The following is a 24449-nucleotide window of genomic DNA, read 5'->3' as shown; positions in this document are numbered from 1 at the left end:
CAGGACCACCGACCAGTATGGAAGGTGATCAATATGGACGATTGGGCGAAGATACGCCAACTGTTTTCGACGGGTGAGTACTCGAAGCGGGAGATCGGGCGGCTCGTCGGCGTCTCGCGGGGGACGGTGGAGCGGGCGCTGGAAACGGACCGGCTGCCGAAGTACCAGCGGCCCGCTGTCGGGTCGAGTTTCGACGCGTTCGCCCCGCAGGTTCGGGCGTTGTTGGCCGTGACGCCGTCGATGCCGGCGTCGACGTTGGCCGAGCGCGTCGGCTGGCCCGGGTCCGCGTCGGTGTTCCGCGAGAAGGTCGCCGGCGTCCGGCCGGAGTATGTCCCGCCGGATCCCGCGGACCGCCTCGTTCACGAGCCGGGCCGGCAGGTCCAGTGCGACTTGTGGTTCCCGCACGAGCCGTTGCCGCTGGGACACGGGCAAGAGGGCATGCCGCCGGTGCTGGTGATGACGTCGACGTTCTCCGGGTTCTTCCAGGCGCTGATGTTGCCGTCGCGGAAGACACCCGATCTGCTCGGCGGGATGTGGTCTCTGCTGCAAGCCGCGCAGGCGGTGCCGAAACGGCTGCTTTGGGACAACGAGACCGGCATCGGCCGCGGCAAACTCACCGAGCCTACGGCCGCGTTCGCCGGGACGCTGGGCACCGCGATCAAGCTCCTCAAGGCGCTTGATCCGGAGTCCAAGGGCATGGTCGAGCGCCGCAACCGGTTCTTCCGCTCGTCGTTCATGCCGGGCCGCGGCTTCGCCTCACCGCAGGACTTCAACGAACAGATGGCGGCCTGGCTGCCGATCGCGAACGCGCGGCACTCCCGCTCACGGCGGGCCAGTCCGATCGACCTGATCGCCCAGGACCGGGCCGCGATGCGCCCACTCTCACCTGTGGTCCCAGATGTTTTGTTCCGCAACACGGTTCGGCTGCCGCGGGATTACTACGTTCGGGTGCACTCGAACGACTACTCCGTCGCGCCGGCCTTGATCGGCAGGCTTGTGGACGTGACCGCTGACCTCGAGCGCATCCACGTCGCTCACAACGGTGTCACCGTCACCTCCCACGACCGCGCTTGGGCCAGGCAGTTGACCGTCACCGACCCCGACCACGTCGTCCAGGCGGCCGTGTTGCGCCGCCAGTTTCAGACGCTGCGCCGCCATCAACGACCCCAGGCTCACGTCGCTTTCGTCGAGACAGCCAGCCTCTCGTCCTACGACGACGTGTTTGGTGTTGACACCGGTCGCGGCCTGACTGATCTGAGCCTGATCGCATGAGCGCGACGGCATCTCAGATCGAGTACTGCGCCCGCGCGCTGCGCGCCCCGAGGATCGGCGACGCGTTCCGGCGCCTGGGCGACCAAGCCCGCGACGCCGGCTGGTCGCACGAGGAATACCTCGCCGCGGTCCTTTCCCGCGAGGTCTCTGAGCGGGAAGCGTCAGGTGCGGCGCTGCGGATCAAAGCCGCCCGGTTCCCTGGGCACAAGACGTTGGAGGACTTCAACTTCGATCACCAACCCTCCGCCGACCGGAACCTGATCGCGCACCTGGGCACGAGCACCTTCGTCACCGAGGCGAAGAACGTCGTCCTCCTCGGCCCGCCCGGCACCGGCAAGACACACCTCGCCGTCGCACTCGGCGTTCAGGCCGCCAAGCACGGCCACCGCGTCCTCTTCGACACCGCAACGGGCTGGGTCGCCCGCCTCCAGGACGCCCATTCCCGCGGGAAACTCGCCGCGGAGCTGACCCGGCTGCGCCGCTACAGCGTCCTGATCTGCGATGAAGTCGGCTACATCCCGTTCGATCAGGACGCTGCGAACCGGTTCTTCCAGCTCATCGCGAGCCGCTACGAACACGCGTCGCTGATCATGACGAGCAACCTGTCATTCGGGCTCTGGGGCGAGGTCTTCGGCGACCCGACCGTCGCCTCCGCGATGATCGACCGCATCGTCCACCACGCCGACGTGATCAGCCTCAAAGGCACCAGCTACCGGCTCAGAAGCCACCAGCCGACGCCCGGTAGGCATAGTAGAAACACACACAGTGGCCCTGTTTTCAATCGGCACTATTGGCCCTGTTTTGGGTCGGCGTTAACAACTCTCGCTGAACCGCCCCGTTCTGGGTCAGATCCGAGCTTCAACAACATACACCGGGTCCGGAAGCGCCTTGGCGTTCATCCGACTCGGTCAGTCCAGCCTGAGCTCCTGCACGGCAGGAACTCAGCTGGCGACGGGAGGTTCGGGCACTTGGGTCAACGGGACATCTCGCTCCGTTACCGCCTCTGTGAACCAGAACGCCAACTGGTCCAACGGGTGGCAGCGGGACCGTGGGAGCGGATACACCAATGAAGGCCGTTACTGCGAGTTGATCTAAGGCTCTGCAAGCTGTAGCCGTCGGCCGTTGGCTGGCGGCTACAGCTCGTTATGGGCACGTCCCAATGCGGGATCACCGTCCGCTACACCACATCCCGGGGGGGGGGGGGGGGGGGGGGGGGGTGACCCCTGGTTCGAGCCCTTCTTGGCGAGGAGTACATCGCGTGCCTGTCCACCGAAAAGCCTACATACGGTGCAGTTGACATTCGCTACGATCTAGACCAGGAAGCGGTTTGTGCCGCAGTTTTGTTCTCGGCTCATTATCGCCCTGTGACAATGCGGCTCGCAAGAAGGCGAAGCGTCTGAGAAAACTCAAAAATCACGCATAACGATTCTTCGGCGCCGTTGAGACCATCAAAATGGGGGGAGCCAAATTATGAGAGTTGCACGGGGAGTAGCGAACTTAGCGATCGGCGGCGTGCTGGCAGCGGCTTTGGCAGTGGTTGGCGGGACCGCGGCGATGGCGGAGGAGCCGGCCGCGTCTGTGCCGAGCGCGACACAATCCATTGAAGTAGTGCCCGGCGAGGCTGTGACCATAACAGTTGAGTTGGTCCAGGACCAGTCCGCGACCAACGATAACCTCGATGCCGCGGTCACCGAGGTGACAACTGACGTCACTACGGCCGCTCTCAGGTGCGGTGAAAACGTCACCTACGGCGACGACAACTACTTCACGCTGACCTACTACAACTGCTCATCCGTTTCGATAAAACTCAAGCCGGACTACTTCTTTGTCGACGGCACGTGCAAGGTTGTAACACCGTACGGATCGACGAGTTGGATCATTTACGTGAACGTTGGCAACAGCTACATCAAGATGATCTCTTGTTGATAGCCCCCGGACACGCAGTGATGTTTAGAGGGAACGAAAAGCTCAGCGCGCAAGCTCACCGCACACGCGCACAACGCGTAATAGGCCCCCGACCCCGCTTGATCAGGCTTGCCATGGCCATCGCAGCGATGGGCCTGATCGGCGGTTCGGTGACAGGGTGCACATCGAACGGTAGTCAATCCACAGGCGGTAGGTCCTGCCTCTTGGGAACGTGGGACCTTGACTTTGTCGCGTCAGCGGAAGCGAACTCCACCGCGGATACGACGACCGGAAACCACACGATCATTTTTGATGACGACACTGTAATAGTCCAGGTCGATGTGTCCAGTTCGGTGAAGACTGTCGTGGAAGGTGTCGAAGCAACCGTTGACCAGAGCATCAAAGGATCCGCGGAGCAACGATACAGCGTCCACGGCTCCGAACTGAATTACGGGGAGGTCGTCTGGACGAAGGGCTCCGGAACGACAACGGTCGCGAAAGGCGGCGAAACAACGACTGACGAGCAGGACTTCACTCCTACGCCGGACACCACCGCCGAAATGGGATGCGAGAGTGACAAGCTCATCTTGACCAGTACGCCAGAGAGCGACGTTACCGCGGGAATAGCGACGGTAGAACAGATCTTCACCCGCCGTTGAGAATGCACGGGACCGAGTCCATCATCGGGCCGCCGTGCTCGCCGAGCAGACCGAAGGCCGCCGCGACCTCGGCGTCGCCATCCTCCTCAATCCCGACTGACCATCCCTCGGCGGGACACGGGTGGGACTTGCTTCCGGAACATCGTGCAGGAAGTCCGTTCGGACCACTAGACGCGCGTAATCGTCCCTTCAATGTTTCCCGGGCCCGGGGCGTTAGTCACGGCTTTCAGCGAGTGCGCGGTACACGCTGGCGCGGCTCATGGCCTGGTTCGTCACAATGTAGGCAATCGTCTTACCCGAGGCGCGCAACGTGCGGACGGCCTCGATTTTCGTGGGGATCAAAACTGACTTGGCACGCCCCGTTGTGAGCCCCTTGGCTTCTCGTGCTGCTCGGGCTTCGGCGGCGCGTTCGTTGATGTTCTCGCGTTCCCATTCCGCGATCGACGCCATGATGTTGCGCACCAGCTTGCCGGTGACGCCCTCGAACTGTTCCCCGGGCTTCAATGAGTGGACGGAGATGCCACGGTGTTCGAGCTCCTCGATCGTTTGGAGGATGTGCAGCACCGTACGGCCGAGACGATCGAGGGAAGAGACCGTGATGGTGTCGCCGCGCCGAGCTGTTTTCAGCAGGGCATCAAGTCCGGGACGGGTCTTGAACTTGCCACTGATCTCGTCTTCGTAGATCCGGTCATCGGGAATCCCAAAATCATGCAGCGCCTTGGTCTGCCGTTCGTACGACTGTTTCACGCTCGACACTCGCCGGTAGCCGAAGGCATAGTGTTCCGCGGCCGGCTCGATGCCGTTTCTCTTCATCATCGATTTAACGTATCGTTTCTATGCCCGTGATGATTCTTTTGATACATGTAGCAAATGCTATCTTTTCGTGTTCAAAGAAACACTATTCCTAACTGTGCGTAGCGTCTCAACTTCCATGGATATGAAACGGTGGGGCTGCGGCCGAGCATCGCGGACGTTGCCTCAATACTGTTCCATTACTGGTCAGACCCCCAACCAAAGACGCGGCCGCCGGAGCAATGGCTGTCTATCGGTTGCCTCGGTCAGATCAGCAACGAGACTCTGCAGGTTGCCCCGGTGACATTGGGATAAGCGGTCGCTGGATCGTGAATAAAAGACGGTGGTGTCCGGTTGTGGTGGAAGTACGTCTGAGAGTAGTCGGAGATACCCGCTGCCGTCAGCCAGTCACAATCAACGGAAAGTAGCCAGTCCATGGATCTCAGTAATTTGGACCTCACCAAAAGGCACGGAATCATCACGGGCGCGGGGCAGGGCATTGGTCGGGCACTCGCCCTCGAATTTGGTCGCCGTGGGGGTCATCTGCTGCTCGTCGGTCGGCAGTTGGACACTCTCGCAGAAACTGCGCGGCTCGTGGCCGCCAAAGGCGGAACCACTGAGGTCCTGGTTGAAGACCTAACTCAGCCCGGCGCTGTTGAGCGGATCGCAGACTTGGTCTCGTCGTGGAGCATCGTTGATCTTCTCGTCAATAACGCCGGAAATGTGCGCGCGGGCAGGCTCGAATTGACAAGCGATGCGGATGTCCACTCGATGATCGATCTGAATCTCACTGCTCCGATTCTGTTGACCAAGACCCTGCTTCCCGCGCTTCGGCACAGCGGGAAAGAACGCGGCAGCATCCTTGTGAACATCTCAAGCGGGATTGCGCTCGTCGGCATGCCGTTCTACTCGATCTATGCTGCAACGAAATCGGGTATTTCGCAGTTTGGCGAGTCGCTTCGCCGAGAGTTGATCGGAACGGGTGTGCATGTGGCAACCGTCTATCCCGGCGCGACCGACACGGCGATGATGACCTCACAGACCGCCGGTGCCGAGCTCGGGTGGGGACGTCGACCGCTCGAGGACGTCATCACCGACCTCATCGCTGCGCTCGAGGCTGGCGAACATGAAATCAACACCGCACCGGAGAGTCGTCGCGAGATGCAGCAACTTAATATCACCGATCCGATGGCGGTGGATGCCGCCCTCGCGCCCGGCCTCGAGGCCCTTGAACTTGCGGTACGCGACCACCGCAGCATCTAGTAGACCAGCCCCTACCGAGGGCTAGGTGTTGTCCCCCCCGATCGCGCTCACAACGTCGGTGGGACCAACATTTAGTTCGAGCCTCCAACTTCTCCACCGCCAGGACCCATCATCGGTGGCAAGAGCCGCCCGCCATTCCGGATCGGCTCGGCGACGAACTGCCGCGCTGGCCGAATGACCGTCGCGAAACCCCACAGGATACGAGACACTCGGGCCGCTGTGGAGTCTGCGAGCTCAGCTCAATGGGTCATCAAGCGATCGCACGAAACCGGGTTCGGAATGTGACATGGGTGGCCCTCCTGTAGCCGTCACTTTGGACTATTTCTGCGTTGTTTGCGATACGGAGGCTGGATGACGGGTTGTGTGACAGTTTCTGTCTTCCTCGAGGGTGAGCCGCCTCTGTCGCGCAATCGAACGTTTAAATGACAGGGGTCGAGCATGCTCGTCGGATACATGCGCGTGTCAAAAGCTGATGGTTCGCAGAGCACTGATCTACAACGAGTCGCACTCCTGGCCGCCGGCGTCGCTGCAGGGGATCTCTACGAGGACATGGCATCCGGCAAGAAGGACGACCGGCCACACCTGGCGGCTTGCCTGAAGGCGCTGCGTCATGGTGACACGCTCCTGGTTTGGAAGCTGGACCGGCTCGGTCGAGACCTGCGGCATCTGGTCAATACGGTGCATGACCTCACCGACCGTGGCATCGGCCTCAAGGTGCTCACCGGAGAGGGCGCAACGATCGACACCACGACGGCACCTGGGAAGCTCGTCTTCGGAATCTTTGCTGCTCTCTCCGAGTTCGAGCGGGCGCTCATCTCTGAGCGCACAATCGCCGGGCTTGCCGCAGCTCGAGCACGGGGGAGGACGGGCGGGCGGCCGTTCAAGATGACGCCGGCCAAGGTCCGCCTGGCCATGGCCGCGATGGGGCAGAAGGAAACGAAGGTTGGCGACCTCTGCAAGGAGCTCGGGATCACCCGGCAGACCTTGTACCGCCATGTCTCACCTGCGGGGGAGCTGCGGTCGGACGGTGCGAAGCTCCTATCGAAGAAGTAGTGGCCCCACCTGGGGAGTGTCAGAAGGAAACCCTGACCGGGACAAATCCGACTCGCCGGACCTGGCGCTTAACTAGTTCTTACCGCCAACCTTGATTTCGAACGCCAGGCCAGGTTAGCGGTCAATGGCGAACGACGGCGGCGATGGCGGCGATCTCGACAAGAGCTCCTGAAACACCGAGTCCGGCAACTCGGGCCCCCATGACTAGAGCTGGAGTATCCGAAGCGAGTGCGGACCCGATGGCTTGATACGCCGTGGCAAGGTCAACACCGTCGACGAACAGCACCGTCCACTGCACTACATCTTCTATAGTTGCATGAGCTGCGGCCAGCGCAATCTTGACGTTTTCTAGGGCGCGAATGGACTGCACCGCAACATCGCCTTCACCGATGAGTGAGCCGTCTGCGGCGACGGAATTTTGACCGCCAACGTAGATCGTGGTTGCGCCGGCCGGCACGATGGCGACGTGACTGAAAGCCTGACTGTGGACAAGCCCCTCAGGGCGGATGCGCTCAATGGTCATATCTCTCACGATTACACGACATACCGATAGGGGCCACTGGGAGAGTTCGAAACGGGGCCCATGAGACGAACCCTGTGCGGTCACTTCCCGCGACTTGAGGAGAAAGTCCCGGCGTGCGCAAGGGAATGTGGTTGCATGGCCAAATGGGAACGAGGGGATGGGTGGCTACCGCGTTGTGTGGGCTGGCCATCTTCATGGCATTGCCGCCAGCTGCGGCGATTTACGCGGTCCGAGATCCAAGCTATTCGTGCCTTGTGGACGCACTCCCGGCGTCTCGCGAAAGCGTAGACCCCGGACAGCCGATCGTTGGCCGGATCACGTTGATCCCGCTGGGGCTGCAGTGCGAATTCACGTCCATGACCGGACAGGCAATGACCTTGAAACCCGATGTGGTGTTGACCGCTATGCTCGCCACTTCAGCTGCTTCCGTTTTCGCGGCTGGCTTGGTGCTGGTCCAGGGAGCAGCCGTCGGCGAGTCCTTCTGGATGCAGAGAGACACCGGGAAAGTCCTAGCGAAACGGTCTAGGGCTGCGTGCACCCACGGACCGCGAAACGAAACTCTTGCGGGCCGATTTCGTAGTCGATACGTTGGCCTGAACCTGGGGGAAATGTGGCGGACAAGTTCACGTGCGCGAAGATGGTCGCGGTGGCCGCTGCCGCCCTGAGCCTGATGGGCTGTTCAGCTGCCGGTGGCTACTCCGACCTCATGAGAGAGCCCAGCGCAGAGGACGCTATTCCGAGCGACCTTCCTTTGCCTGCATTGGACGGGTTCGACCTTGACAGCGTGCGATTTGTGCGTTCCCTTGACAAGACACGGCTGTATCTGGCGCAGGGAACTGACCTCCCTGTCTGCCTGCTCGCGTACAGAGGGGCCACGGATTTTCAAGGCGCGTGCGGCTCAGATATGACGACAATGAAGTCGGCAAGCTTTGAAGTCATGATCGTGAAGGATGGCACTCTGAATCGAGACGGCTGGACGAAAGTAGGCGAGAACATCCTCGTCAAGAACCACTAGTTCACGCCGCGGCCATAGCCGGTGCTGAACGCGACAGACTGCCTTGTTGACGGAACCCTTTGCGGGCGGGTCTGGTGCTGGGTCGTGCTAGATGGGGCGGATCATCGGTTTGAGAGTGACGAGTCCTGGTGGGAGGTCGCGGTGCCACGCTTCGATCTCTGCCGTGATCGCCCGTGGTGTCGCAATGATGTGGTCGACACCGTCGTCGTTGATTTGGTCGATGAGTGTTGACAGCGCCCAGAGCTCGACCTGGTGGGCGAGGTGTTCGCCGGCATCGCGGTACTGCTGTTGGGTCCATCTCGACTGAACCAGGGTGAGGAGATCGCCGTGTAGCTCGGTGAGAGACTCCCGTACTGCATCGGGGTCCGGTGCGGAGATGACTACTCTCCAGGTTTTGTCGGGGGCGCTCAGATAGCGGCGACTGACGATCGCACCGCTGGCAAGCAAGGCTCCTTCGACTGCGCGTGAGTGTTCGTCGTATCGCGGTGGTGTCCGATCGCCCGGTGCGGTGTTGGCCGGTTCGACCGTGAAGCCGTCATCGAACTCGGGGGCGCCGAATGCGTCGACGGTGAACTTCGTCCCGTCCCAGCCGCCTGAAACTGATACCCACGAGTCCGGCTGTTGACCGGTGACTCCTGGGATGAGAACGAGGGGGATGCCGAAGGTGTGGATCTCGTGCTCTGAGGCATCGGTGGGCGGTCGATCGTGCGTGAATCGAGGGATCAGAGCGAAGGTTCCACCACAGTTGATGAGCCAACCGGTCGCCGTGTGTGTCAACATCTGAGTCCTTGCCTGTTAGGTTCAATGCGTCTGCAGGAGTTCCCAGGGCTGAGGCATCCTTTGTCACGATGCTCCTTTGGTCCGAAGATACGCCCAGTCACGCTAAGCCTGTCTTTCCAGCAAGGTGGCGCTGTTGACGTGCTGACTCGTTCGCTCGAGACCGATCGTTTCGGGGAATGCGCTGGCGGAGTCGGCATCAGAGGAACGGTCAATTGGACAGTGGTGGCGGTGCGTTCGAGGATCCGTTGCCATTCACGTTCTGACCTGACGCTGCTGTCTACGGGTGCGCGAAGGGCTCGATCGATACCCCCGGCGCTGGAGCCCGGAACCCGGGGGTGTCGCAAGACACCTCTACGAGGTATATCCAGTTGTCGCCGTCGAACCCACCCGTCACTCGCAGTTGGTCGCTGTCAACCAGTCCAGCGATCTGGGCCCCGTAGGCGAACAAGTCGTAATCCGGGTCGAAGCTGGTGGCAGGGAAGGTTGACGTCCAGACCCGCGCGTAGCGTTCAGCGGTAGTCCACGGGTCCTCGTCCATATCGAACCAGGAGTTCTTTGCGGAAAAGGCAACTTCGTAGCCGTCTGACCTTTTCGCCCAGTGCGGGGTACCACTCAAGTCCTCGGACTTGGTCCAGCAGGCGGACTCCGGTGGCGCGGCGCGCTGCACGTCCCACGTTCCCTCGATTGCGTCGAAGGTGGGCTGGATGGAGCCCGCGATCGTGTCGGTGATGTTCGACCACTTGGTGAGCGTGCCGCCGGACGCAGCGGCCGGCGACACTTGGGCATCAGTGGATTGGGAAGCGCAGCCGGTAGCGCCCAATTAAAAAAGCGAGACCTCGGCCGGGTGCTTTTGCAATTCATGCGACGGTGAAGGTCTCCCCGTTCCTCGGGAGCCAGGTGCCACCGTTGACCTGAGGGCGTTCAAAGACGATGGGCCTGCCGCGCGCCGTCGGCCAGTTCGTTGAGTCCGTGACTTGCACGTGCACGTGAGGCTGCGTGCTGTTGCCCGAGTTCCCGCATGATCCGATGTTCTCGCCGACCATGACCACTGATCCAACTGCGGCGCTCACCGATCCGCGCTGGAGATGAGCGATGAGCACAAAAGGCCCGGCCGGCTCAAGCGCGATGACCACGTGATTGCCCGCGATCGCGCGCACGCCCTCTCGAACTCGGCGAGTCTGGGAGAGCGCGTAAGGAATCAACGCCAATTGTGAGCGCCGGGCCTCGTGATCCAGCTCGCCGTCGACCGCGGCGACGACAGTGCCCGATGCTGGCGCCAGGATCGGGGCGCCGAATCCGACAAAGACCACGGGGGGCTCCGTCGCTAATACGGAGCGCCAATCCATGCTTTGCCGAATGGCCTCGTTCGTCGATGGCGACGAAGTCGATTGCGAATGTCGTGCCGAATAGATGGGTGCCATGGCTGGGAACACGGTTCGCCGGACTGTTCTCTGCGATCCACCGGCCCTGGAGCGGAAATCGCAGCGCAACGGGGGGAGTGCGCAACATGCCAGCACCTCCGGCCGCGCATAGTGGTGTGGCCCGTTCGAGCGACACGCTCAGTGTAACGAGAGGCACGACTCCACCGGGCCCGACTAGATTGGTCCAGGTTGAGGCGGGCCGCCCGTAAGCCGGACGGACAGCGCGACAGATCCGTGAGCATGGTCTCAGGAGGATCGAACCGCGGGAAGCCTTATGATCCGATCCGGGCAAAGCTACGATGAGATCATGACCATCGAAGACACCGGTCCCCGTCCTCAAGCATTCGATCTGGAGACCGAGACCCTCAAGAACCCGAACTACCGCACCGTGGCTTGGAGTGGCACCTACCTGCAGGTCACCCTCATGTCGATCCCGGTCAACGGGGTCATCGGGCTAGAAAAGCACCCTGACACCGACCAGTTCATTCGACTCGACCGCGGCCGTGGCCGCGCCCAGATGGGACCAAGCAAGAACGAACTGACCTTCGACGAGGAGGTAACCGATGGGTGGTGCGTCATCGTTCCAGCTGGCAGCTGGCACAACGTGACGAACATCGGAGATGAGCCCATGCAGGTCTATACCGTCTATGCGCCGCAACACCACAAGCCGGGCAAAGTTCACCAGACCAAGGCGATCGCCGACGCCGACACCGACGATGCACCCGCCGACTGGTCCGTTCAACCAGAACCCGTCGCTGACCAACACGCCTGAACGGAGCAGCCCGACCAGGAGCCCCGCCATCGCCGCGTTGACGGCAGCTACGCTCGCCAGCACCTGCCCCGAGCAGCGTAAGTGCGATTGCTGCCGGCGGCGTCGCGTTGGGGGGCAAAGATCGCGCAAGGCCGCACCGGCGAACTCGCTGTCATCACGGGCGCCGAACTCGCGATGATGACCGATACGGCAGCCCTCGGACACGCCCCGCTCGGCCTCGCCGTATTCAACCGGGTGGCCCGGACGACAACGCCCGAATCTGTAACCTGGGTGAAGGACAGCGGCCGCGCCGATGCTGTTCGGTAGGGGAACGTCATGCGGGCGGGTGCGTCGCATCTGTTCGCCAGACCGCGCGGAGGATTGCGATGGTGTCGTCGAGGGAGACGAGTGCGCCTTCGCTTGCTTCCGCGAGCGCGCGGGCGTGCTCGATCACTGCCTGAGGCGCCCGGGAAGCCCCGGGGGCCACGCGGGTGCCGGCGGCGGTGCGGGTGACGATGAGTCCGTCGCGTTCCAAGGACTTGTAGGCCTTTGCGGCTGTGGCCTGTGCGACGCTGAAATCTCGAGCGGTTTGTCGGACGGTTGGCAGGCGTTCGCCGTCACCGAGTTGTCCGGAGCGGATCGCTCCGCGGAAGAGCGCATCGATTTCGTCCGCAGAGCTTGGCGTGGTCCCGGTCATCGCTGTGGTCCGTTGGTCGAGATTTCATGCTCCGGTGTTGCGATGCGTGAGCGTCGTGTTGCGAGTGCGGCTCGGGCGGTGTCGACTGCAAGTCGGAGGAGGAACGCGACTCCGCCGGCCTGGAGGGCATAGCCCAGGAGGTTCATGGGGCGGGCGATTGCGTCGTAGCCGCCGGCTACGAGAATGCGCGGGTAGGACTGATTGTCGGATACCCACTGCTCGTCCAAGCCGACCAGAGCTTGCCCGGAGGAACCGGTGTGCATCCACACGGCTCCGAGCGTTGTGATGAGTCCGCCGAGCAGGATGAACGTGAACAGTCGAGCGGTTAGTTCTCGTTCCGAGCGCACGCTGGAGGCGGTCGATCGGGCGAACACGGGCCGGTTGGCGTCCGTGTGAAGCACGGCGAAAAAGACGGTGCAGGCCAGTGCCAGCGCGACGAGAGTGGCGAGATGGTTCGGCCATCCTGCCCCGGACAGGTAGCCGTACCCGCTGTTGAAGCTCATGTAGATCGGCAGGTTAGTGTAGTCGGGAACGTTCCCAAAGAACGGTCCGTCTTCGGGCGCGGTCCTGGCGATCGCAATCTGCCACACCGCAGTCAGCGCGAGCAATGTCGCGGTGATTCCGGAGATCCAGAGCAAGGTGCGAGACGCGAACGCATGCCACGGGCGGCGCGGAACAATTGAACGCTCACCCGGTGCGGGAAGAGGGATCCGTCGAAGGGCTACGGCCGCCGCAGCCACCACCAGTGTCGCCGCGAATAGCGGGGCCGGCCGTCGCCACCAGCCGTCATACCCGGAAACGTCAGACGTCGACACGGCGATCGCGCTGACCGCCGTCGCGACGACAACCACGAGCAAGGAACCCGCCACTCCCGCCCAGGTGAGAGTGGCCGTGCGCAACCTGGTCTGGGGGAGTGAAACCATCCGCCGGGGACGAACCCACGACAGAGCGAAGAGGACCAGGCCGAAGGTGATGGCCAGTTCCAGAGGTAGCAGATCTTGAACGGCGTGCACGAAGAGAAAGAGGAAGTTCATCTAGGCCCCCAGAAGATCGAATCCCTCGCGAGCATCGCGAGCATTGTGCTGTAAAGGTAGCACAAGATTGTGCTATCCAAACAGTGCAAGTTGGCGCGGGGAAATTCGTGTCCGATCGGCGAACCGTTAGCGCGGCAGCAAGGGATGGCTAGCGCGACCGAGTCTCTGTTGCGCGCAGTTGGTCTCCGCGCAACAGAGCCCCTCGAGCGGTTTATCCAATCAGTTCCAGAACGGGGCCTTCGTGCAATGCCTTGTAGATGTCGTCGCGGATGGTGTTTGCTTCGGGGTCGGTGAGCGTCTTGGAGAGGGGCCGAAGCGTCAGGCGGACGAGTGCGTTCGCCTGATCCGGCCGAAGTCTCAGCCTGTCCTGCGCGCCGCGGGGGAGATCCGCGTGCGCGGTCACGTCCAGGACTTCTACCGATTCGAGGTCGTCTATGCGATCACCCAATGCCGCTCTGGCTCGATCGCCGAGGGTTTCGGCGTCGGCATCCACGTCGACGACGATCGAGATGTCGCGGCGGATCGGCGGCATGACCGAAACGGCCTGCCAGGGTGAGAGGTTGAGCATTTGCTGGCCGATCCGTGGATCCTCCGCCCGCAAGAGATGAATGTCGGGGATGCCTTTTCTCAGCATCAATGCCCGGTCGAGACCCATGCCGAGAGCAAGTCCCGACCAAGCATTGGGGTCCAGGCCTGCCGTAGTGAGGATGTGCGGTGCGATCAATCCGCACTCGGCGAGCTCGAGCCACTCAGCACCCACCAACACATCGACCTGACAGCCGTGGACCGTGTAGGGATGCACTGCGGGAACAGCGCGCCACTCCGCACCAGGCAGGACGGCCTCCACCAGGGTTCCGATCATCGTCTGCAGGTCCGCGGCTGTGAGCATCGTGGTAGAACTCACCCGCCACAGATCGACCTGGTGCGGGGCCCCGACGTGAGTGCGGTCGATGGCGTCGCGGCGATAGACCAGACCGGGCAGCACCAGCAGCCGGTCGTAGCTGGCCTGCGTCGACAACTCGTGCAGCAGGGTGGGAATCGACGCCGAGGTGTGGCTGCGAAGCATCACCGTGGGACTCACATAGCGCGAGTACCGCTGATCCCTGGTGACCGACGCTGGGTCGAAGCCCAGCTTGTCGTAGTTGTCGACGACAGCCACGAGTGGACTGTGCCGGATGGTCTCGGCCGAGATGCCCCAGTGGCCGGCGAGAGCGGATGCGACGTCGTCGAGCAGCGTTTGCATCGCGTGGTGGCCCTGGGCCGGGTTGGAGAGGTCTCGAAGGTTGAGCGCGTCGGTGAGTTCCGTCGCGGAGAGATATGACGTCATGGTCTGGTCCTTTGATGAGATCGGATGGGGGAGCCACCCCCGACCGATCTGTCGCTGGACCTAAGCGCGTGCGACTAAGCCCATGCGACCGGTACCCGGTCGAGGGCGAAGAAATCGCAGCGCTACGTTCATGGGCTCAGCATACGCACAAGAACGCTGAGACTGTGCGGATTACTGAATGTCGCTTCTTCGAGCCGACCTCCAGAGTTGTGGTGTCTGACCTGGGTGCGCGAGTCAGGCATCACCGCCTGCCGTTTCGCTTGGGAACGTTCACCGGGACGCACTCTTGTGCTGCCTCCGAGTACTGGGCGCCTTCGAACATCCACTATTTCCGTCCAGGAGTGGGGCCGAGATCCGGGGGCTGACACGATAACGTCGAATCAACGAGCAGAGGAGACGTGATGCCGGCAACAGGCGAGGGCCGACGAGTCTTGTGGCTGGGGCTCCTTGTGGTCTGGTCTGCGCTCATCGCAGTGGGAATCACCGTGATGTACACGGGCCTGAGAAAGGCCGGCTACTTCGAGCCGACCGAAGAGGCTCTGGAACTCGCCCGTGTGGGGAAGCTCCAGGTCTATGCCGGCTCGGCGGCGCTAGTCGTTGCCGCTGGCTGGGCTCGGATGATGCTCACTCCAATCTGGGCCTGCATCCTCGTAGCTAGCCCCGCCGTTCTGGTTGGCGGTCTGACGCTTGCAATTGACAACTCTCTTTTGCCCCACCTCGCCGCTTTGGTTACGTTTCCGATGGCCGTCGCCGGCCTCATCAGCGGTCTGATCCTTGCCAGGCCGCTGGGCCGCGTGAACTCTGCGCCCCCTCGCTCTCCGGCTGAGGCGGCGGAGTCAGGCTGACTCAAACGCCGCACCCTGAGGAAGCCGCTGAAGGTTCGCCCGGGAGTCGCTCGTGGGGGAGTCAGGCACCTGCTGGTTGACCTCGCGCTGTGGGTCGATGCGCGGCGGGTGGTGGGGCCCCGTAGTGGGGCAGGGCGCGCGCAAGCTGATCGGTTCCTGCGTGTTGCCGTGTGCAAGGATCAGCCGCATGAGACGTCAATCGTGGGCCGAGTACGAGCGCACCCTGCTGCTCGGAGGTGCGTGGCTGCCTGTGACCGGCTGCATCCTGTTCGTGAACGCCCCGGTGGAGCGGTGCGTCGAGATACTGCTCACTGGTGTCCGCGGCGCGCACGTCCTGAATCACTACGGCCACCCGCTGCGGGTCCGGCCAGTCAGCGCGGATTCTCTGGATGACCTCTTGACCAACCTGCTGCCCTTGGAGGGCGCCGAGCACCGGCACAACCTGCTCATGGCGACAGCGAACCCGGAGTGGACGGCGATGTTTGCTTCGGATTGGCGCGGACAGGACCCTCAATCTCCGATGGCCTGGTTCGCCGTGGCCGGAGTCGAGTCGGTAAAGGTGGTCGACATCCCGCACACCTACGACCGGACGACCCATAGCGGGTTCTACGGTTCGCGGAAGATAGAGATGTACTCGCTCACCGCCGAGAACGACGTCATCGGCCACTCTCTCGGGGTGCGGGCCGTGGACACCCGGCGCTGGGAAGTCGTGGAGCCAATCCCGCCCTTCCCCGTCGGCAACATCTGGGATCCGACGGCGAAACGAATACTCGACCGTTTCACTCACGAACACCTCGTGGAGATGACGGCCCTGTTCGGGTTGCGACCCTTCGATGAGGACTTCTACGTACCCGAGCGTCGGGCGCTGATCGTCGAACGCACCGACCCGGTCCAACCGAACGAACGAACATTCACCCTTGCTCAGGCTCGGGGCGAGGAACCGGTCATCTGGTAGCGCCCAGCGAACCTTCTGTAGATACAGATTCCCTTTCCGCGCCACTGAGGGAAAATACCTGAGCGTTCTCGTGGGTGAAGTTTGAGCTCTGCAGACCGCTGTTATTGGGCCGGTGCCGTCCTACCTCGCCGTACGATACGTGTGACAGCTACCGGAGGCCCGATTGATCGAACTCATTGCCACACGTGCGTCTGGAAGACCGCGTCCACGTGGGCAGGCACCTGCCGAACATTCACTCTTGCGCTCGATGACGGCAGCTCCGACGTCGCCAATTTCAAATTCAAGTGATGATGACGCAGAGCGGTGAAGAGGCGGAGTCGGCTCGCGGCGTGGGCTCGGTTCTGGCCTGGGCAGGGATCCTCGTCCTGTGGTCGGCCCTCGTCGTTTCATGCACTCTGCTTCTGGGCCGTGGTGCTTACATGACCGTGTACTTCGCAGCAACGGGCGAGGCACTCGCAGAAGCCCGGACCGGCAACCTGTTGATCCTCGTCGGCTCACTCGGCCTGTTCCTCGCCGCGGTGTGGGCGCGACTGATGCGCGTGCCGCTGTGGGCCTGCATCCTGGTCGCTGTTCCGGCGGCTCTTGTTGGTGGGCTCACGCTGGTTGCTGGCGCCACGCTAATTCCGGAGCTCAGTTACCTTCTGGCGGTACCCATTGCCGCTGCTGCCCTCATCAGCGTTCTGATCCTTGCCCGGCCGATCCGCCGCAACCCAGTGACGATTGAACGCACCTCATCCAGGTCCGACGAGGCGTGACTCGCGCTGGCTCCGGGTGCCCCAGCGCGTCGATTGATGGTCAGGAATCAGACTGAGCTTCCGCCCGCCGGCGGCGAGTGCTGATCACTATCCATCTGAAGATGGCAGCATTAATCACAGCCAAGAGGAAGAATCCCAGGTAGTACAACGCCGCGTTCAGGGACAGTGCTCCGACGGCCAATTCTTCTGGCCCCGATCCTTGCGATGAACCCAGTGAACCTGCGACGTAATACGGAGTTGATAGCGGCAACGTCAACACAACGATGACTAGAACCATCGCTTCGGCTGCGCCCGTCCCCGTCCCCGTCCCCGCGTTCACGTCAAAGGCGCGCATCACGCACACCGACGCAACGAGCCCGCCGACTGCCGCCAGGTAAACGCCCATTATCGCAACGGCCCAAGAGGGCAGGCGGCGCTTCCGAGTCGGTTTTGTGCGGTCAGTCGTCATCTCCGAAAGCTACAGGCCGCGCCCGACCCCGGGCAATAAGCTGTGGCAATCGTGCCCTATTGTCCTTCGAGTTTTTCCAAACCATCAACGAGTGTCAGTTGACGGACGTCCACGGGCACAGATTCGGCGCTAATTCGTCGAGGTTCCGAAATATCGGGGGAGTGGCGTTTGGGAACCCGCAACGCGACTGGTCAACGGCCGATCACCGAATGAATATGGTCGATGCCTGGTCCAAGACGTTCCCTGTGGCGAGGATTCTGACGTCTCGGTTCGCTATTCACCGACCGTGCCGTCGATCGCTTCGCGCAGAAAATCGGCGTGGCCGGCGTGGCGGGCGGTCTCCTCGACAAGGTGCAGCAGCACCCATCGGAGCGAGAAGTTGCGGCCATCGCCCAGCGCCTTGACCGACAGCTGATCCAAGCCTGTCGATTTGGACACGACTGCCCGGCTCCGATCACAGGCTTCGCGGTAGCGACTCCGCAACTGCACAGGATCGAGAAGAGCGGCAGTGCGGAACTCCCAATTCGGGGCGTCGTCCCAGTCGACGCTGGCCCATGGCTCTCGATCAGGGAGGCCAGCAAAGCGGACCTCCATCCAGTCCTCTTCCACCAGCGCCAGATGGTAAAGCAGGCCCGCGAGGGTGAGTTCGGACGGGGAGTGCTTTTGTGCCAGGTGCTCACGGGTCAGGCCGTCGGTCTTCGAAAGCAACGTCTCACGCTGATAATCGAGGTACTGCGTGAGCATGCCGAATTCCGCGCAGTTGGGATCAGGATCGATTCGCATTCGCTCATCCTGCCAGGGAGCGGAGACGCGTCGCTAGGCGAACCTCTACCGGTCACGCGCATTCCTCAGCGGACATGACCCCGGAAGGCTCAGGCCTTACGAGCCGCCACAGAGAACATCAGCGGCACCCTCTCGCGATTCGAGGCCAAAGCAAATCCGGCCGGCGTCTCTACGAGTGGGGGCAACGGCTTCCAGGGCATAGCGGCCCGTCCACCCTCGCAGGCCGTCGAGGTGCGAGTGTGGTCGACCACGTGCTGCCCGCGGAGGTTCCTTGGCCGTCCCCAGCCTGATCAATCCGTGCAACGTTCGGCTCGCGGCCTCAAGCGTCGTTCGGTCAAGGCCTCGACGGCTTGGAGGCTCAGCGCGTGACCGCGCCGTGCCTCCACGCCGTCAGCTCGCCGGGACGCGACCTCCGGGGTCAGGCGGCCATCGCCCCGTAACGCTTGTGGCCCTTGACGTCGTAGCGGTCGAGCATCATGACCTTCGACCAGACGCGGATGAATTCGCGGACGAACCGCTCTTGCCCGTCGCTGCCCGCGTAGGCGTCGGCGATCGACCGCAGTTGCGCGTTCGAGCCGAATACCAGGTCATTCCGGGATGCCCTCCAGCGAGCCTCGCCGGTCGCCTGAACCCGACCAGTGAAGGTCATCGCGGTCTCGTCGTCCTTCGTCCAGATGAGGTCGGTGTCGGTCAGATTCACGAGGAAGTCGGTCGTCAGGGCTCCGACGTGATCCGTGAGCACACCCACGTCGGACCCGTCCCAGTTGCTGCCGAGCACGCGGAGCCCGGCGTGCAGGACGGTCCACTCCGGTGCGGTGAGAGTGAACAGGTTCGCCTTGTCGAGGAATGCCGCCTCGGGCGCGACGCCCGGAGCAAACTCTTCGAAGCGCTCCGACACGAAGTTGCGGAACCCGTCCGCAATGGGTCGCAGCCACTCGAACATCTCGATGTCGGTCAACTCCTGCGTCGTGTCGACACGGCCTGGCGTAAACGGCACGCTGGCGTCAGATCCTGCTGCCCGTGCCGCCTGCTCCACGGCGGCGCTGCCGGCGAGGACGATGAGGTCGGCGAGAGATACCTTCCGTCCGTCCGACGTCGCCGTGAAAGCCGCCTGCACGTTCCGCAGCGCGTCGATGACTGGGACGGTGCGTCGGTTGACCGCCCAGTCTTTCTGCGGCGACAAGGCCAGGCGGGCACCGTTCGCCCCTCCGCGCTTGTCGCTGTCGCGGTAGGTCGAGGCGGCGGAGAACGCCGTGTAGACGAGGTCGGACACGGACAGCCCGGTCGCGAGGACGGCTTCCTTGAGCGCTGCCACGTCGGCCTCGTCGAGTGAGGATCCTGCTGCGTCCGGGAGCGGGTCCTGCCAGAGCAGGTCGTCTGCGATGGTGACCTCCGGGCCGAGGTACCGGTGCTTCGGCCCCATGTCGCGGTGCGTGAGCTTGTACCAGGCCTTCGAGAACGCGAGGGTGAACAGATCGAAGTCGGCCAGAAAACGCTCGCATATGGCCCGATACTCCGGGTCGACCTTGAGTGCGATGTCCGAGGTCATCATCATGAGCGGGTTCATCTGACCGGGTACGTGGGCGTCCGGAGTCTTCGGCGCCTCCGGGTCAGTCGGTGTCCACTGCAGCGCGCCGGCCGGGCTTTTCGTCTGCTCGTAGTCGTACGCGAACAGGTTCTCGAGGTAGGTGTTGTCCCACTGTGTCGGGTTCGGAGTCCAGCTGCCCTCGATGCCGTTGGTCGAAGTGTGCTCGGCACTGCCGGTACCCACCGGGTTGTGCCAACCGAGCCCCATCGACTCGATCGGGGCTTTCTCGGGTGACGGTCCGATGTCGGATGCGGGTACCTGGCCGTGGCTCTTACCGAACGCGTGGCCACCGGCGATCAATGCCACCGTTTCCTCGTCGTTCATCGCCATCCGCGTGAACGTGATGCGAATGTCGCGTGCTGAGCCCAGCGGGTCGCCGTTCGAATAGGGCCCCTCAGGGTTGACGTAAATGAGCGCCTGGTGCGACGCGGCCAGGGGGCTCTGCAGGTCGTAGTCCGCGTCGCCGTTCTGACCATGCCAGCGTTCGTCGCGGCTCACCATCTCGTCAGGGCTCGCGACCGCGTGCGGGTTCCAGACCTCCGGGCCCCACCAGGTGCCGTCGTCCGGTTCCCACGCATCGAGTCGTCCACCACCGAAGCCGTACGTCGGCAGGCCCATCAACTCGAGGGAGCAGTTGCCGGTCAAGACCATCAGGTCGGCCCACGACAGAGCGTTGCCGTACTGGTGCTTGATCGGCTGTAGGAGTCGTCGTGATTTGTCGGTGTTGCCGTTGTCCCACCAGCTTCCGATTGGTGCGAACCGCTGCATCGCGGTGCCCGCTCCGCCACGGCCGTCGGCAATTCGGTACGTGCCGGCGGCATGCCACGCCATTCGGATCATCTGTGGACCGTAGTTGCCGTAGTCCGCCGGCCACCAGTCGACCGATGTGGTGAGCAGTCGCTTGATGTCCGACTTGAGCGTCGTGAGGTCGATCGTGGCGAAAGCCGCCGCGTAGTCGAAGTCCGCGCCGAGCGGGTCGGCGTCTACGCCATTCCGGTGGAGAAGCTCAACCCGGAGACGCTGCGGGTACCAACTGTCCAGGGTCGGCGACTGACCGAAGGTGCCACCGAGGTGGTCGCCACCTGCTGGCAGCGCACCGCTCATGTGGAAACTGCATGTGTTGGTCTGGTCGTCAGTGCCCATTGATGCTCCCTGTGTGCTTTAGCTGGATGAGAAACGGTGTCGTCGGGGTCACAATTTTACGATCAGCCGCCGCATCGCAGCAGCGTCAATCTGTGGTGCAGCGATGCTTCGACGCTGCTGTGAGGCGGTGCGTCGCGGGCTGCCGACGTGACGGGAAGCCCGATAGAAAGATCGTATTCCCGCAAGGTGTGCGTGGCATGCCAAGAAAGTGACTGACTTCTAGACGGCGGTGGTGCGGTGGCCGAGCGCACGACGGCCAAACATAATAAAGCCCTGCGCCGATTGCTGCGGTGCGGGCGATGCGAAGCCCGGTGAAACCGACGCCGGAGGATGGGGGCTGTCGAGAGCTTGATTTCCGCGAATCGTGTTCCGCTCGCGGTGACCTGGGAGCACCCCCGCCAGAGGCTCCTAGTGGGGAACGGTCAGCGGGTAGCCGAGTCGAGGTGTTTTAGGACGCGGCGCAAGTAGGCGCCCCCTATGCTTGCGGCAGAACAGGACAAGTCGCTCCATGGCGAGCGGGCTTTATATTGGGGAGACGTGCCATGGCTGCCAGTAGATGCTCTGGTCTCCGCTCTCTCGTTCTAGTCGCACTGGCCTTCGGCCTGACTGTTCCTGTGACAGGTTGCGTGCCGGCCGTGCCAGGCAAACCTCCGCCTTCGGGAAATCCCGCGGTGCGCGAATACGTGGAGTCTGCCCTCGACTTCATGGATGAAAACGGCCTCTACGCCACTCGCAGGAAGTGGAAAGAAGCTCGAGCTCTCGCATCGGTGAGCGCGTCCTCCGCAGAGACCATCGCGGAAACCCACAGTCCACTGATGCGGGCAGTGTCGGCCGCCGGAGGAAGAGCGCATAGTCGCTTCGTCCTGCCCCCAGGCCAGTTGGGCTCGGTCCAGTTGCCGCCGACGGGCGAGAACCGGCCAGTCGTCAGCTTTGCCACGGGTAGCATCGCTGCCATCGATGTTCCCTGGTTCAGTAGCAGCGACACGAGAGAAGGCCAGTCCTACATCGACGCTGGTGCGCGGGGGATTTCAGACGCAGAAACGCGGGCACGGTGCGGGTGGATCGTGGACCTGCGCGGCAATGGGGGCGGCAATTCCTTCCCCATGCTCGGGGCTGTGACGCCATTGCTCTCCCAGGGCACCGTGTTGTCGTTCATCCGCCGGAATGGCAAGTCGGAAGTCGTGCGCATAGATGGCTCCGCCGTAACATACGAATCGGACGGATCAACCGAAACGCTTGCCACGTCACCCGTGACCGGCTCATCGCAAGCCGGTCGGAACATCGCCGTCCTGCAGGGTCCTGAAACCGCCAGCGCAGGCGAGTCGACACTCCTGGCATTCCGGGGTCAATCGGGCGTGCGCACTTTCGGAGAAACGACGACCGCGGGTTTCGCGACCGGGAACACGTTAAAGACGATGTCCGACGGCGCAGTTATCGTGCTGACGGTAGCCCGCATGGCGGACCGCACTGGGCTCACCTATCCAGACGGTATCGACCCCGACCAGCAAACAGGCGCCGCGGCCCTTGGCGAGGATCCGACCTGGGCCGGCGCGATCGACTGGCTCAACGCGAACTGCGAGCATCCGTAAGGCGGACGTCCATGGACGCAGAATCGGCGCCAACCCGCCGAATTTTCGACATCTCGGGGGAGTGGCGTTTGGGAACGGCTATCGGGAATCCCTCTCGGTCATGGGACGAAACCCTGAGTCGTGTGCATCATCGGTCCTGGCCAGTCTCTCGGAAGGTGTTCGGGTAGTTGTCGAGCCAGGACCAGTGACCGACGGGCCAGGTGATCACGAACGCCCGGCCGACGACATTGGTAATGGGCACGAAACCCTTGCTGGGCGTGGTGGTGTGGAGCCTGCTATCCGCCGAGTTGTCGCGGTTGTCGCCCTCGACCCATAGAGAAACTGCGGGGACTGTCACGGTGAAGTACTTCTCAGGAGAACGCGTCGTCCCGGAAGATGCTTTGAGGTAAGGCTCGCTGAGAGGCGCATCGTTGACGGTGATGTGGCCGGTGGCGTCGCAGCAGGCGACTTTGTCGCCGGGCAGGCCGATGACGCGTTTGATGAGATGGTCGTTCGTTTCTTGCGCGCCCAGGCCCACCTCGGAAAAAAACCATCGGATGCCATCGGCTACAGGATTGCCCGGCTGGACAGTGCCGTGTTCGGTTGCGCTTAGCCATCCACCGGGGTCTGTGAACACAACAACATCGCCACGGGCGATGGGGATGAGGTCGGGGACGAGTTCGTTGACCATGATTCGGTCTTTGACTTGCAGGGTGTTTTCCATCGATCCCGAAGGGATATAGAAAGAGCGAATGAGGAATGTTTTGATCAGGAACGATATGAGCAGGGCAACAAAGAATATGACGAAAAGGTCTCGGAAGAAGCGCACGATTCCGTGCTTACGGTTGGAATCACCCTGGGTTCTCTTGTCCCGCCTCAGGCGCATAAGTACGTCGTGATTCGTCAACTTTCCCCCTGCGCTGATGCTGCTGGGTTCAGTGTCACCCCTCTGCACTCCCGAACTCTTTTGCGGGACCCTCACCGGGACACCTCCACGGCGTCGACGGTTACGCCTTCTCGCGTTGCGGTTAAGCCGCAGGGTGCCGTGGCTTCCATTCAGCGCAGGCAGGATGTATCGTTTGTCGATAGCAGAGCACCGATTATCGATAGGACTCACATGCACAAGGCAACCATTGTCTCGTTGAAGGCCCTCATCGTCGCGATGATCGTCCTTCTCCTGGCCTGCCAGCTATTCATGGTCCCCGGTGTGGCACGGCAGTCCGCCGAGACCTACGCAGACCTCGGCTATCTCCAGACGCCGGGCATCATCGTTGCCGTGCTCTTCCTGCTCTGCGTGCAGGTCGTGCTCGTGTGCGTGTGGCGGCTCCTGTCAATGGTGCGCACGTCCGTCATCTTCAGCGACAACGCGTTCTTATGGGTCGACGTCATCCTCTGCGCCATGGTCCTAGCGACCCTCCTCATCGGGGTGTCGATGGCCACCCTCGCATCGGCGAATGTCGCCTCCCCATCGGTGATGCTGCTGTGCGCACTCGGCGTCGTCGTCGGCGCAGGACTCGCTCTGCTGATCCTGGTGCTCCGGGGACTCCTGCGAAACGCGCGACAACTGCAGCAGGACCTGTCGGAGGTGGTCTGATGCCCATCGTCATCAACCTCGACGTCGAACTCGCCAAGAAGAAGATGTCCGTCGCTGACTTCGCGGCCGCGATTGACATCACGCCGGTGAACGTATCTGTGCTCAAGAACGGCCGGGCCAAAGCGGTGCGCTTCTCGACCCTCGACGCGATCTGCCGCGTACTCGAGTGCCAGCCCGGCGACATCCTCATCTGGGTGCCGGACGACTCGGGGCCAGATGCCTCGGATCCGCACAACCCGGCGCGAACGAGCGATGCGGCGGAAGCCTCGTGAGCACGC

Annotated in this window: 27 protein-coding genes and 1 pseudogene; 16 read left to right on the top strand and 12 right to left on the bottom strand. The window is 62.7% G+C overall.

Annotation, left to right across the window (positions count from 1 at the left end):
- Window positions 1-33: 33 nt before the first annotated feature.
- From istA to E3T25_RS14015, 4 genes and pseudogenes are all read left to right on the top strand, one after another.
- Entirely contained in the window at window positions 34-1272 is a 1239-nt protein-coding gene (gene istA / locus E3T25_RS14030) for an IS21 family transposase (protein WP_134374967.1), read from the top strand.
- Window positions 1269-2009 (top strand): annotated as a pseudogene (gene istB / locus E3T25_RS14025) (IS21-like element helper ATPase IstB); the annotation flags it as partial. The gene istA and the pseudogene istB, both read left to right, overlap by 4 nt.
- Window positions 2010-2742: 733 nt before the next feature.
- The gene (locus tag E3T25_RS14020; protein WP_134374965.1) at window positions 2743-3198 is read left to right on the top strand and encodes a hypothetical protein; all 456 of its coding nucleotides are present in this window, start codon (window positions 2743-2745) and stop codon (window positions 3196-3198) included.
- Window positions 3199-3311: 113 nt separating this feature from the next.
- Complete coding sequence (locus tag E3T25_RS14015) at window positions 3312-3836, top strand: hypothetical protein (RefSeq protein WP_134374963.1); 525 nt, start codon at window positions 3312-3314, stop codon at window positions 3834-3836.
- Between the two features lie 213 nt (window positions 3837-4049).
- On the opposite strand, the gene E3T25_RS14010 is transcribed toward E3T25_RS14015, so the two are convergent.
- A complete protein-coding gene (locus E3T25_RS14010) occupies window positions 4050-4649 on the bottom strand; it encodes a recombinase family protein (RefSeq protein ID WP_166786021.1) in 600 nt (199 codons plus the stop codon).
- 414 nt (window positions 4650-5063) lie between these two features.
- Between E3T25_RS14010 and E3T25_RS14005 the strand changes: the two genes are divergently transcribed.
- Window positions 5064-5891 carry an SDR family NAD(P)-dependent oxidoreductase gene (locus tag E3T25_RS14005; RefSeq protein WP_198412294.1) on the top strand — a complete coding sequence of 276 codons (828 nt, stop codon included), beginning with the start codon at window positions 5064-5066 and terminating at the stop codon, window positions 5889-5891.
- Window positions 5892-6329: 438 nt separating this feature from the next.
- Window positions 6330-6944 carry a recombinase family protein gene (locus E3T25_RS14000; protein WP_134374959.1) on the top strand — a complete coding sequence of 205 codons (615 nt, stop codon included), beginning with the start codon at window positions 6330-6332 and terminating at the stop codon, window positions 6942-6944.
- A gap of 121 nt (window positions 6945-7065) precedes the next feature.
- On the opposite strand, the gene E3T25_RS13995 is transcribed toward E3T25_RS14000, so the two are convergent.
- Complete coding sequence (locus E3T25_RS13995; RefSeq protein ID WP_134374957.1) at window positions 7066-7467, bottom strand: RidA family protein; 402 nt, start codon at window positions 7465-7467, stop codon at window positions 7066-7068.
- A gap of 610 nt (window positions 7468-8077) precedes the next feature.
- Here E3T25_RS13995 and E3T25_RS13990 point away from each other — a divergent pair.
- On the top strand, window positions 8078-8482 hold the full coding sequence (locus tag E3T25_RS13990; RefSeq protein ID WP_134374955.1) for a hypothetical protein: 405 nt from the start codon (window positions 8078-8080) through the stop codon (window positions 8480-8482).
- Window positions 8483-8569: 87 nt separating this feature from the next.
- Here the strand turns inward: E3T25_RS13990 and E3T25_RS13985 are convergent, their stop codons facing one another.
- The 3 genes from E3T25_RS13985 to E3T25_RS13975 all read right to left on the bottom strand — a co-directional run bounded on the left by E3T25_RS13985 (window position 8570) and on the right by E3T25_RS13975 (window position 10572).
- Window positions 8570-9262 carry a hypothetical protein gene (locus E3T25_RS13985; RefSeq protein WP_134374953.1) on the bottom strand — a complete coding sequence of 231 codons (693 nt, stop codon included), beginning with the start codon at window positions 9260-9262 and terminating at the stop codon, window positions 8570-8572.
- Between the two features lie 277 nt (window positions 9263-9539).
- Window positions 9540-10040, bottom strand: coding sequence for a hypothetical protein (locus E3T25_RS13980; protein WP_134374951.1), 501 nt, complete (start codon window positions 10038-10040; stop codon window positions 9540-9542).
- 79 nt (window positions 10041-10119) lie between these two features.
- A complete protein-coding gene (locus tag E3T25_RS13975; RefSeq protein WP_241980900.1) occupies window positions 10120-10572 on the bottom strand; it encodes a M23 family metallopeptidase in 453 nt (150 codons plus the stop codon).
- Between the two features lie 418 nt (window positions 10573-10990).
- Here E3T25_RS13975 and E3T25_RS13970 point away from each other — a divergent pair, with 418 nt between their 5' ends.
- Together E3T25_RS13970 and E3T25_RS13965 are read left to right on the top strand one after the other, a co-directional pair.
- On the top strand, window positions 10991-11455 hold the full coding sequence (locus E3T25_RS13970) for a cupin domain-containing protein (RefSeq protein ID WP_134374949.1): 465 nt from the start codon (window positions 10991-10993) through the stop codon (window positions 11453-11455).
- An 81-nt stretch (window positions 11456-11536) separates the two neighbouring features.
- Entirely contained in the window at window positions 11537-11761 is a 225-nt protein-coding gene (locus E3T25_RS13965) for a hypothetical protein (RefSeq protein WP_134374947.1), read from the top strand.
- A 7-nt stretch (window positions 11762-11768) separates the two neighbouring features.
- On the opposite strand, the gene E3T25_RS13960 is transcribed toward E3T25_RS13965, so the two are convergent.
- From E3T25_RS13960 to srmL, 3 genes are all read right to left on the bottom strand, one after another.
- Window positions 11769-12131 carry a GntR family transcriptional regulator gene (locus E3T25_RS13960; protein WP_134374945.1) on the bottom strand — a complete coding sequence of 121 codons (363 nt, stop codon included), beginning with the start codon at window positions 12129-12131 and terminating at the stop codon, window positions 11769-11771.
- On the bottom strand, window positions 12128-13165 hold the full coding sequence (locus E3T25_RS13955) for a hypothetical protein (protein WP_134374943.1): 1038 nt from the start codon (window positions 13163-13165) through the stop codon (window positions 12128-12130). Before E3T25_RS13955 ends, E3T25_RS13960 begins: the two co-directional genes overlap by 4 nt.
- Window positions 13166-13376: 211 nt before the next feature.
- Window positions 13377-14492, bottom strand: coding sequence for a PheS-related mystery ligase SrmL (srmL, locus tag E3T25_RS13950; protein WP_134374941.1), 1116 nt, complete (start codon window positions 14490-14492; stop codon window positions 13377-13379).
- 401 nt (window positions 14493-14893) lie between these two features.
- On the opposite strand from srmL, the gene E3T25_RS13945 reads away from it, so the two are divergent.
- The 4 genes from E3T25_RS13945 to E3T25_RS13935 all read left to right on the top strand — a co-directional run bounded on the left by E3T25_RS13945 (window position 14894) and on the right by E3T25_RS13935 (window position 17047).
- A complete protein-coding gene (locus E3T25_RS13945) occupies window positions 14894-15337 on the top strand; it encodes a hypothetical protein (RefSeq protein ID WP_134374939.1) in 444 nt (147 codons plus the stop codon).
- A gap of 187 nt (window positions 15338-15524) precedes the next feature.
- Window positions 15525-16292: a hypothetical protein gene (locus E3T25_RS13940; RefSeq protein WP_134374937.1), complete on the top strand. Its 768-nt coding sequence runs from the start codon at window positions 15525-15527 to the stop codon at window positions 16290-16292.
- A 141-nt stretch (window positions 16293-16433) separates the two neighbouring features.
- Complete coding sequence (locus tag E3T25_RS17990; protein ID WP_194087076.1) at window positions 16434-16580, top strand: PxKF domain-containing protein; 147 nt, start codon at window positions 16434-16436, stop codon at window positions 16578-16580.
- Window positions 16580-17047 carry a hypothetical protein gene (locus E3T25_RS13935; protein ID WP_134374935.1) on the top strand — a complete coding sequence of 156 codons (468 nt, stop codon included), beginning with the start codon at window positions 16580-16582 and terminating at the stop codon, window positions 17045-17047. Before E3T25_RS17990 ends, E3T25_RS13935 begins: the two co-directional genes overlap by 1 nt.
- Before the next feature lie 40 nt (window positions 17048-17087).
- On the opposite strand, the gene E3T25_RS13930 is transcribed toward E3T25_RS13935, so the two are convergent.
- From E3T25_RS13930 to katG, 3 genes are all read right to left on the bottom strand, one after another.
- A complete protein-coding gene (locus E3T25_RS13930) occupies window positions 17088-17495 on the bottom strand; it encodes a hypothetical protein (RefSeq protein ID WP_134374933.1) in 408 nt (135 codons plus the stop codon).
- Between the two features lie 273 nt (window positions 17496-17768).
- Window positions 17769-18278, bottom strand: a complete 510-nt coding sequence (locus E3T25_RS13925) for a DinB family protein (RefSeq protein WP_134374931.1) — start codon at window positions 18276-18278, stop codon at window positions 17769-17771.
- Window positions 18279-18696: 418 nt separating this feature from the next.
- On the bottom strand, window positions 18697-21009 hold the full coding sequence (katG, locus tag E3T25_RS13920; protein ID WP_134374929.1) for a catalase/peroxidase HPI: 2313 nt from the start codon (window positions 21007-21009) through the stop codon (window positions 18697-18699).
- A gap of 671 nt (window positions 21010-21680) precedes the next feature.
- Here katG and E3T25_RS13915 point away from each other — a divergent pair.
- Window positions 21681-22598 carry a S41 family peptidase gene (locus E3T25_RS13915; RefSeq protein WP_166786020.1) on the top strand — a complete coding sequence of 306 codons (918 nt, stop codon included), beginning with the start codon at window positions 21681-21683 and terminating at the stop codon, window positions 22596-22598.
- Between the two features lie 127 nt (window positions 22599-22725).
- Here E3T25_RS13915 and lepB read toward each other — a convergent pair whose 3' ends face one another.
- Window positions 22726-23406 (bottom strand): signal peptidase I, encoded by a 681-nt coding sequence (lepB, locus tag E3T25_RS13910; RefSeq protein ID WP_233191095.1) that lies wholly within the window; start codon window positions 23404-23406, stop codon window positions 22726-22728.
- Between the two features lie 288 nt (window positions 23407-23694).
- Between lepB and E3T25_RS13905 the strand changes: the two genes are divergently transcribed.
- On the top strand, window positions 23695-24171 hold the full coding sequence (locus tag E3T25_RS13905) for a DUF2975 domain-containing protein (RefSeq protein ID WP_104099213.1): 477 nt from the start codon (window positions 23695-23697) through the stop codon (window positions 24169-24171).
- Window positions 24171-24443: a helix-turn-helix domain-containing protein gene (locus tag E3T25_RS13900; RefSeq protein WP_104099214.1), complete on the top strand. Its 273-nt coding sequence runs from the start codon at window positions 24171-24173 to the stop codon at window positions 24441-24443. Before E3T25_RS13905 ends, E3T25_RS13900 begins: the two co-directional genes overlap by 1 nt.
- Window positions 24444-24449: the final 6 nt, after the last annotated feature.

This window comes from Cryobacterium sandaracinum, assembly GCF_004403415.1.
Lineage (GTDB): Bacteria > Actinomycetota > Actinomycetes > Actinomycetales > Microbacteriaceae > Cryobacterium > Cryobacterium sandaracinum.
This window is presented reverse-complemented; position numbering and strand designations above follow the sequence as displayed.